This window comes from Nocardiopsis sp. NPDC055824 (genome assembly GCF_053616335.1).
Genome location: NZ_JBSHDN010000230.1, coordinates 1 through 9,479, shown reverse-complemented (window position 1 = coordinate 9,479; position 9,479 = coordinate 1). Strand labels below are relative to the sequence as shown.

Here is a 9,479-nt window from a genome sequence, read left to right as displayed (position 1 = left end):
GCCGGGGACGGCCGACCCTGCGACGGGCCCGCCGGCCGCTTCCGGGGCGCCCGCGCCGCAGTCCGGCCCGGGGCCGCGCCGAGCCGCTCCGGCGGGGGGTTGCCCGCTGATGGTTGACTGGCTCCGTGGAGACCAGTGATCCGACACCGCAGCCGACGCCGCCGACCCCGACCGGGGAGCCCCGGCCCGCCCGGCCGCTCGACGCGGCGTTCGCCCCGCCCGAGAACACCTCCTGGAACCGCGTGTCGCCCGCCCTCGCGTGGTACCGCAGGCTCGTGGTGGGCGCGGTGTGCCTGATCGCCGGCGTCGGGGGCGCCGTGACGCTCTTCGTCTGGGCCTCCTGGCCGTGGGCCGCGGGCTGGACGGCGGCGGCCCTGGCGGCCTTCGCCGCGGGCTGGCTCCTGGCCGGGCGGTTCCGCGGGTCGTGGGGGTACGCGGAGGCCGCGGAGGAGCTGTACCTGACCTACGGGGTGCTCGTCCGCCAGCTGGTGGTCGTCCCCTACGGCCGCATGCAGGTCGTCGACGTCACCGCCGACCTGCTGGAACAGGCACTGGGGATCGCGACCGTGCGGGTGCGCACCGCGGCGAGCACCGCCGACATCCGCGTGGTCGGACTCCCCCTGGCCGAAGCCGTCCAGTTGCGCGACCGGCTCGCGGCGCGCAGCGAGAGTTTCTCGACGGGGTTGTAAGTGCACGGATCAGCTCAGCCGTCCCAGGAGCCCCAGCGTCCACCGGGGGAACAGCCCTCGGGGGAGGGCGCCGCGCGTGAGGACCCGCCGGGGCCGCAGGACACGGCCGGACCGGGGTGGGTCCCGCCCGGCGGGGGCCCGCGCCCGGAGGCGGCGGGGGCGGAGCCCGGACCTGTGGGTCCGACCGGCGCCCAGGAGCCCTCCGGCGCCCAGGGCCCCTCCGGTCCCCAGGAGGCGCCCGGCGCCCCGCGGTCGGCACCGGAGGGGACCGCCGGGCGTGTGCCGCCCGGGCCCCCGCCCGCCGCGCACGCGGAGTCCGGCCGTCCGGGCGCCCCGGGGCGGCCGGGACCCGTTCCCCGGGACCCCCGGTCCGCGTACGGTCCGGGGATCCCGCCCGGACCGGCGCCGCAGTGGCCCGGCGGCCGACCGGCGCACCCGCCCGCCCCCGGAGCCGCTCCGGGTCCGTACGGTCCCCCGGGGCCCGGCGGGTACCCCGCTCCCGGCCCGCAGGGGCCGTACGGGGCGCCGTACGGCCACGGGGCCCGGCCCCCCGCCGGCTTCCCGCCGGCCGGCCCGTACCCGCAGGCGCCGACGATGCTGCCCCCCTCGGTGGCGTGGCGCCCGCAGCCGGTACCGCGGCGCGAACCCGACGAGGACGTCACCACGGGCGTGTTCCGTTCGCACTGGGCGGTCGTCCCGCTCCAGGTGGTCGCCGTCGCCCTGGTGTTCGTGGCGCTGGCCGGCCCGATCCTCACCATGTTCGGCTTCGGCTGGGTGGTGATGATGACGGTGGCCGTCGTGTTCGGCTCCCTCGCCTACGCCCTGCCCTCCTGGTGGTACGGCACCTTCGGCCTGCGCGAGGACCACCTGGTGGTCCACACCGGTCTCGTGATGCGCAGCTCACGGGAGATCCCGCTCAGCCGCCTCCAGGCGGTGGACGTGGTCCAGCCCCTGCTCATGCAGGTGTTCGGCATGGCCGAACTGCGCATCGAACTCGCCGGGGGCGACGGGAGCGCCATCCGGCTGCGCTGTCTGCGCAGGGGCCTGGCCGAACGGGTGCGCGCGGCGGTCCTCGCCCACGCGGCGGGGCTCCCGGGCCGTTCGCCCGAGGCGCCGGAGTGGCCGTTCTACCGGCTGCCGTTCCTCCTGCTGCTCGGCGCGCTGACCTTCCGGGTGCCGGTCCTGCTGTCGTTCGTGCTGCTGCTCATGCTGGCCACCGCCGGCGCGGTCTTCGCCGAACCGGGGGTGGCGGGCGCGCTCGTGCCCCTCACCCTGGGGCTGCTCCGCTACTTCTGGGGGCCCCTGGCCCGCTACACGGACTACTACGCCTCCCTGTCCTCGGACGGGCTCCGGCTGCGCTACGGCATGTTCCAGCGCCGCATGCAGACGGTCCCGCCGGGCCGGGTCCAGGCGGTGCGCGTGGTCGAGCCGCTGCTCTGGCGCGCACTGGGGGTGGCCCGTGTGGAGGCCAACGTCGCGGGATACGCGGGAGCCCGCCAGGGCGACTCGGCCACCCTGCTCCCGGTGGCCCCGCGCCGGAGGGCCTACGCGCTGGTCGACGAGCTGTTCCCGGACAGCGGGGCGGCGCACGTGGCGATGGTGCCGAACCGGACCTGGGTGCCGGGGCTGGTCGGCGTCGACCGGCGCCTGTTCATCAGCACCCGGGGCCTGTTCTGCCAGGTGACGGAGATCGTTCCGGTGGAGCGCGTCCAGTCGCTGCGGCTGACGGCCGGCCCGCTGGCCCGGTTCACCGGCCTCGTGTCGGTGGACGTGGACACGCCCCCCGGCCCGGTCCGGGCGAGGGCGTCCGCCCGGGAGGCGGGGGAGGGCCGCCGGCTCGTGGACGCGCTCGCCGCGTACGGCCGCCGGGCACGGGTGCCGTCGGCGGGGACGGAGCGCTGGGCGACCCGTTCGACGCTGGAGCGGCGTCCGGGGCACGCCGTGGGGACCGGGGCCGCGGACGGGACCTATGACACCCCCGAAACCTGATGTGACGTGCAACACAATATGGGCTCAAAGTGCTTCCAGTTGTGGACCACATGTCGGACATGGTTGGTCGCGAATGGTGATATCTCCAGCTCCGCGCCCCGGAAGACTTCCGAGTTTTGGTCACATGGAGTGGTTGAGTATGGCTAAATAGTGACTGAACACGGGGAGTGTTCAGTCTCATACACATAGTCAACGTTATCGACCGGTTGGCGCCCCCGCCGACCGGTCCGACGGGAGAAACACATGCTGAAGAAGGCTTTCGCCGCCAGTGCCATCGTTGCCGCCGCCGCCGGCGTCCTGTTCACCGGTGCTCCGGCCATGGCCAACAGCAACGTCTTCACCTCCGGCAACGGCAGCATCCTCGGCGGCAACCAGCTCGTCGCGGACCTGGACGTGCCGATCAACGTCTGCGGCAACGCGATCTCCGTCCTGGGCGTGGCCGGCGCCAGCTGCGTCGACTCCGGCGCCACGGTCAAGAACTAGTACCGCGGTCCCCGCAGCACACGCAGGACAGATCGATCCGGCCCGACCGGGCGGGGGTGTCCAGTCGGAGACGTCCCGACTGAACCGACCCGGCCGGGGTCCGCGAGCTTTCCGCGCGAGGCGCCATCCCGTGACGACGGGGTGGCGCCTTTCCCGTGTCCGGGGTCCGGCGCGGACGAGCCCCGCCGCCCCCGAGGGGCGCCCGCCCCCGGCCCTCCGGTCCGACACGGTTGACCGCAACCCGTATTGGTGCGCGACTGGAACCCCGCGCGGCGGTGACGCAGCGCGCACACCCCCCTCGCCGGTCCGCGACCTTTGCCCCGATCGACCCCGAGACGTTCGACTACGCAGGGTCGGCATCTCCGTCGATTTCGTGATCACTCCAGCTCAAGCCCGTTGAAGGGGCTTCTCGCCCAGTAACTTCATCACCAGCACTCCCGGGTGCCACGAACAACCGCGATCCGGTCGGCCCTCCCGGCCGGACAAAGAAGGAGTTCCATCGTGCTGAAGAAGACGTTCGCCACCGGTGCCGTGGCCATCGCCTCCGCCGCAATCCTTCTCTCCGCCTCTCCTGCGGCTGCGGACTCGGAGGCCTGGACCCAGAACTTCGATTCCGTGCTCAGCGGGAACACCACCCTCCACGAGCTGGAGAACGAGAGCGAGGGCTGCGGCATCTCCAACGCCGTCCTCGGCGGCAAGTCCGTGGGCTCCTGCTACAACACCGGCGTGATCATCCAGAACTGATCCGCGCCCCCACACGGGGGCGGGGAGCACGACGGGTGGGGACGGGCACGACGTGTCCGTCCCCACTCGCGTCCCCGGGGGCGGGGCGGCAGGTCACCGGCGGGGGAGGGCTATCGTGTGCACAGGCGTCACGGTGCGCGGGAACCGGACGCACCGCACCACGAGGGGGCACGCACATGGAGACGACGCAGGGGCGCCCCGCCCGACTGCGGGTCGGCGTCATCGGTCCCGGCCGCGTGGGCTCCGTCCTCGGCCAGGCCCTCGGCCGCGCCGGGCACGAGGTCGTCGCCGCCTCCGCGGTCTCCGACGCCTCCCGCGAGCGCGTCGCCGGGCGCCTGCCCACCGCGCGCGTCCTCGAACCGGCGCAGGTCGCCGAGGCCAGCGACCTCGTCCTGCTGACCGTCCCCGACGACGCCCTGCCCGACATCACCGAGGGACTCGCCTCCACCGGCGCCGACCTGCGCGGAAAACTCCTGGTCCACGCCAGCGGGGCGCACGGCTACGGCGTCCTCGCCCCCGCCACCCTGGTCGGCGCGCTCCCTCTCGCCCTCCACCCGGCGATGACCTTCACCGGCCGCGACGAGGACGTCGACCGCCTCGCCAACTGCGCGTTCGGCGTCACGGCGCCCGAGCAGCTGCGGCCCATCGCCGAGGCCCTCGTCGTCGAGATGGGCGCCGAGCCCGTGTGGATCGAGGAGGAGAGGCGCACCCTCTACCACGCGGCCCTCGCCGGAGGCGCGAACCACCTCGTCACCCTCGTCGCGGACAGCGCCGCCCTGCTCTCGGCCGCCGGCGTCCCCGAGCCGGGCCGCATGCTCGCCCCCATGCTCAGCGCGGCCCTCGACAACGCCCTCCGCCTGGGCATCCACGGCCTCAGCGGGCCCGTCCTGCGCGGCGACGCCGGGACCGTCGCCGGACACATCGAGCAGCTGCGCGAGAACGCCCCCGAGAGCGTCGCCAGCTACGTCGAGCTGGCCCGGCTCACGGCCGACCGCGCCATCAACGCCGGGATGCTCAAGCCGGAGGACGCCGTGCGCCTGCTCGACGTCCTCCGCCGCTGACGCCCTCCCCACGTCGCGCCCGGTGCGCGCCCGGCCGCCGCGCCGTGCGCGCCGCAGAACTCCACCACGGGAAACCACCGATGACCGAACCCACACCGCAGACCGCGACCGCCGGCGGCCCCCTCGTGGCACGCACGCCCGAAGAGCTGCGCCGGGCCCTCTCCGGCCCCGGGCACGTCGCCCTCGTCCCCACCATGGGCGCCCTCCACGGCGGCCACCGCTCCCTCATGCGCCTGGCCCGCGAGCGGGCGGACACGGTGGTCGTCAGCGTCTTCGTCAACCCGCTCCAGTTCGGCCCCGACGAGGACTTCGACCGCTACCCGCGCGACCTGGCGGCCGACACCGCACTCTGCGCGGAGGAGGGGGTGGACGTCGTCTTCGCCCCGTCCGTCGCCACCATGTACCCGGCCCCGCAGATGGTCACGGTCGACGCCGGGCCGATGGGGGAGCGGCTGGAGGGCGCCTCCCGCCCCGGGCACTTCACCGGGGTCCTCACCGTCGTCGCCAAGCTCCTCAACCTGGTCCGGCCCGACACCGCCGTCTTCGGGGAGAAGGACGCCCAGCAGATCGCGCTCGTCAGGCGCATGGTGGCCGACCTCGACGTGCCCGTGGAGATCGTCGGGGCCCCCATCCTCCGCGACCCCGACGGGCTCGCCTCCTCCAGCCGCAACGTCTACCTGTCGGACGCCGAGCGGCGCAGCGCACTGGCGCTGTCGCGCGCCCTCCGGGCGGGCCGTGAGGCCGCGGCCGGGGGGCCGGACGCCGTCCGCGCCGCCGCCCACGCCGTACTGGACGGGGCGGCCGGGGCCGCTCCCCCCGTCGTCCTCGACTACCTGGCCCTGGTCGACGCCGCGACCTTCACCGAGGCCGCGCCCGGCCACCGGGGGGACGCGGTCCTCGCCGTCGCCGCCCGCGTGGGCTCCACCCGGCTCATCGACAACGTGTCGATCCCCCTGTGACCGCCCCGGCCCCCGGGGCGGCGCCTCGCGAAAGAGACCCCAGATGAGTACACCCGCACAGACCAGGCTCGACGCACCCGGGCCCGGGTGGACGGTCGCGGCGGACGTCGCGGTCGTCGGCTCCGGCATCGCGGGCCTGAGCACCGCGCTGCGCTACGTCCAGAGGAGCGGGAGCGGACGGGTCGTGCTGGTCACCAAGGACCGGCTGTCCACAGGGTCCACCGCCTACGCCCAGGGCGGGATCGCCGCGGCCGTCGCGCCCGGCGACGACCCCGTCGCCCACATGGTCGACACCCACCTGGCGGGGGGCGGGCTGTCCGACCCCCACGCCGTCAACGTCCTGGCCACCGAGGGACCCGGCGCACTGCGCTGGCTCATCGGACTGGGCGCCGAGTTCGACCGCTCCGAGGACGGCGCCCTCGCCCTCACCCGGGAGGGCGGCCACCGCGCGGACCGCGTCGCGCACGCGGGCGGCGACGCGACCGGCGCCGAGATCCAGCGCGCGCTCGTCGCCGCCGTCCTCGCGGAGGAGCGGATCGAGGTCGTCGAGCACGCCCTCGCGCTCGACACCCTCCACGACCCCGCCACCGGGGCCGTCACCGGGGTGACCCTGCACGTGATGGGGGAGGGGGCCCGCGACGGCGTCGGCGCGGTCGTCGCACCCGCCGTGGTCCTGGCCACCGGGGGCATCGGGCAGGTCTTCGCGGCCACCACCAACCCGCCCGTCTCCACCGGGGACGGCCTCGCCCTCGCCGCCAGGGCCGGGGCCAGGATGCGCGACCTGGAGTTCATCCAGTTCCACCCCACCGTGCTCTGGCTCGGCGCCGACGCACGCGGTCGGCAGCCCCTGGTCTCCGAGGCCCTGCGGGGAGAGGGCGCCTACCTGGTGGACGCCGACGGCGCACGCATCATGGAGGGCGTCCACGAGCTGGCCGACCTCGCCCCGCGCGACGTGGTCGCCCGCACCATCGCCCGCACCATGGCCGAGCAGGGCGTTGACCACGTGTACCTGGAGACCCGCCATTTCGGCGCGGCCACCTGGGAGAAGCGCTTCCCCACCATCCTTGCCTCCTGCCGCGCCAACGGCGTCGACCCCCTCACGGAGCCCGTCCCCGTCGCCCCCGCCGCCCACTACGCGTCCGGCGGCGCCGAGGTCGACATCGACGGCCGCACCAGCGTCCCCGGGCTCTGGGCGGTCGGCGAGGTCGCCCGCACCGGCGTCCACGGCGCCAACCGGCTCGCGTCCAACTCCCTGCTGGAGGGGCTGGTCTACGCCGACCGGATCGCCGCGCGCCTGGCCGAGGACCCCCGGCCCGTCCCCGGGACGGGCGCCACCGCCGGCTCCGTGACCCCGCTCGCCGACCCCGCCGCCGCCACCCGGGTCCGCACCCTCATGTCGCGGCACGCCGGGGTGCTCCGCACGGGCGAGGGCCTCGCCGAGCTGGTGGCCGAACTCGACGCCCTCGCCCGGCCGACCGCGCCCGTCACCCCCGGCGTCGCCGCGTGGGAGGCCGCCAACCTGCTCACCACGGCCCGCCTCGTGGCCGCAGCCGCCCTGTACAGAACCGAGAGCAGAGGCTCTCACCAGCGTGCCGACTTCCCCGAGCCCAGATCCGGGCTCAGGATCCGGCCCGTCGTCGTCCGACTGGAAGGGGACACCGCCGTGACCACCGCCGAGGACTGGCAGCCGTCCCTGCCGTCCGCCCTCGTGGCCGAACTCGACGCCGTCTCCTTCCCCCTCGCCGGGGCCGACCGGAGCCCGGAGGCCCGGGCCGAGTTCTCCCTCTCCTGCACCGCCCCCCACCTGTCCCACGTGGAACTGGTCCGCCGCGCCCTCGCCGAGGACCTCACCGCGGGCCCCGGCATCGACGTCACCAGCGTCGCGACCATCCCCGCCGACCAGGTGCGCACCGCCCAGGTGGTGGCCCGGGCCGACGGCACCGTCAGCGGCCTCCCGCTCGCCGAGCTCGTGTTCTGGCTGGTCGCCGACGGCGCCCTGGAGGTCACGCGCACCGCACGGGACGGCGACGCGGTCAAGCGCGGAGACGTCCTGATGACCGTCACCGCGCGTACGCGCGACCTGCTCACCGCGGAGCGGACCGCGCTCAACCTCCTCACCCACATGTCCGGGATCGCGACGGCCACGCGCGCGTGGGTGGACGCCGTGGCCGGCACGCGGGCCCGCGTTCGGGACAGCCGCAAGACCCGCCCCGGGATGCGCGCCCTGGAGAAGTACGCGGTGCGCTGCGGAGGGGGCGTGAACCACCGGTACGGCCTCAGCGACGCGGGCCTGGTCAAGGACAACCACGTGGTCGCCGCCGGGGGTGTCGGCGAGGCGGTGCGCGCCGTCCGCGAGCGCTTCCCCGACCTCCCCCTGGAGGTCGAGGTCGACAGGCTCGACCAGATCGAGGACGCCATCGCCGCCGGGGCGGAGGAGATCCTCCTCGACAACTTCACCGTCGACGGGCTCCGGGCGGCGGTCGCCCAGGTCGGGGGACGTGCGCGGCTGGAGTCCTCCGGCGGACTGACCCTCGACGTTGCGGGGGACGTGGCCCGCACCGGGGTCGACTACCTCGCCGTCGGCGCGCTCACCCACTCCAGTCCCGCGCTCGATATCGCCCTCGACCTGTTGTGAGGGCGCCCGAGTGGTGGAAGATTCCTTGAGAACACACCACTTCGACCATGGATGAGGCCCTCAGAATGCTGCTCGCGATCGACGTCGGCAACTCCGAGACGGTCTTCGGTCTCTTTGAATCCGACGAGCTTCTCGAACACTGGAGAGTGGGGACCGACACCCGGCGCACCGCCGACGAGTGGTCGGTGGTGCTGCGCGGGCTCCTCGACGCGAGCACCCTCGGCGGCCCGGAGGACATCGACGGGATCGCCCTGTGCTGCTCGGTGCCGTCGGTACAGCACGAGATGCGCGACATGTTCCGCCGCCACTTCGGCGACGTCCCCGCCGTCATCGTCGAACCCGGGGTCAAGACCGGGGTGCCGATCCGGATGGACAACCCCAAGGAGGTGGGGAGCGACCGGATCATCAACGCCCTCGCCGCCAACCACCTCTACGGCGGTCCGGCCGTGGTCGTGGACTTCGGGACCGCGACGACCTTCGACGCGGTGAGCGTCAAGGGCGAGTACGTGGGCGGCGCGATCGCCCCCGGCATCGACATCTCCGTGGACGCCCTGTCCCGGCGCGGCGCCCAGCTGCACATGGTGGAGATCGTCAAGCCGCGTTCGGCCATCGCCAAGAACACCACGGAGGCGCTGCGCTCGGGCATCGTGTTCGGGTTCGCGGGCCAGGTGGACGGGATCGTCGACCGGATGGTCGCCGAGCTCACCGACTCCCCGGACGACGTGACCGTCGTGGCCACCGGAGGGCTCGCGTCCACGGTCATCGGCGAGTGCGAGACCGTGGACCTGCACGAGCCGTGGCTCACCCTGATCGGGCTGCGCCTGGTCTTCGAGCGCAACACGGGCTGAGCCCGGGCGCGGGGCGGGGGCGCACGCCCCCCCCCCGCACACGGGCCCGTGCGCGGCGGGGGGCGCACCCG

Annotated in this window: 8 protein-coding genes; all 8 read left to right on the top strand. The window is 74.7% G+C overall.

Going from position 1 to position 9,479, the window contains the following annotated elements; translation table 11 throughout:
* Positions 1 to 242 precede the first annotated feature (242 nt).
* The 8 genes from ACWGL3_RS28350 (at position 243) to ACWGL3_RS28315 (ending at position 9,408) form a co-directional block, all read left to right on the top strand.
* Entirely contained in the window at positions 243 to 689 is a 447-nt protein-coding gene (locus ACWGL3_RS28350; RefSeq protein ID WP_346660255.1) for a PH domain-containing protein, read from the top strand.
* A gap of 594 nt (positions 690 to 1,283) precedes the next feature.
* A complete protein-coding gene (locus ACWGL3_RS28345; RefSeq protein ID WP_267946855.1) occupies positions 1,284 to 2,678 on the top strand; it encodes a PH domain-containing protein in 1,395 nt (464 codons plus the stop codon).
* 243 nt (positions 2,679 to 2,921) lie between these two features.
* Positions 2,922 to 3,161: a chaplin family protein gene (locus ACWGL3_RS28340; protein WP_267946854.1), complete on the top strand. Its 240-nt coding sequence runs from the start codon at positions 2,922 to 2,924 to the stop codon at positions 3,159 to 3,161.
* Between the two features lie 501 nt (positions 3,162 to 3,662).
* Positions 3,663 to 3,905 (top strand): hypothetical protein, encoded by a 243-nt coding sequence (locus ACWGL3_RS28335; RefSeq protein WP_267946853.1) that lies wholly within the window; start codon positions 3,663 to 3,665, stop codon positions 3,903 to 3,905.
* Between the two features lie 176 nt (positions 3,906 to 4,081).
* The gene (locus ACWGL3_RS28330) at positions 4,082 to 4,966 is read left to right on the top strand and encodes a Rossmann-like and DUF2520 domain-containing protein (RefSeq protein WP_267946852.1); all 885 of its coding nucleotides are present in this window, start codon (positions 4,082 to 4,084) and stop codon (positions 4,964 to 4,966) included.
* An 80-nt stretch (positions 4,967 to 5,046) separates the two neighbouring features.
* Complete coding sequence (gene panC / locus ACWGL3_RS28325; protein ID WP_267946851.1) at positions 5,047 to 5,925, top strand: pantoate--beta-alanine ligase; 879 nt, start codon at positions 5,047 to 5,049, stop codon at positions 5,923 to 5,925.
* Positions 5,926 to 5,968: 43 nt separating this feature from the next.
* Positions 5,969 to 8,560, top strand: a complete 2,592-nt coding sequence (locus tag ACWGL3_RS28320; RefSeq protein WP_267946850.1) for an L-aspartate oxidase — start codon at positions 5,969 to 5,971, stop codon at positions 8,558 to 8,560.
* A 65-nt stretch (positions 8,561 to 8,625) separates the two neighbouring features.
* Positions 8,626 to 9,408, top strand: coding sequence for a type III pantothenate kinase (locus ACWGL3_RS28315; RefSeq protein WP_267950542.1), 783 nt, complete (start codon positions 8,626 to 8,628; stop codon positions 9,406 to 9,408).
* Positions 9,409 to 9,479: the final 71 nt, after the last annotated feature.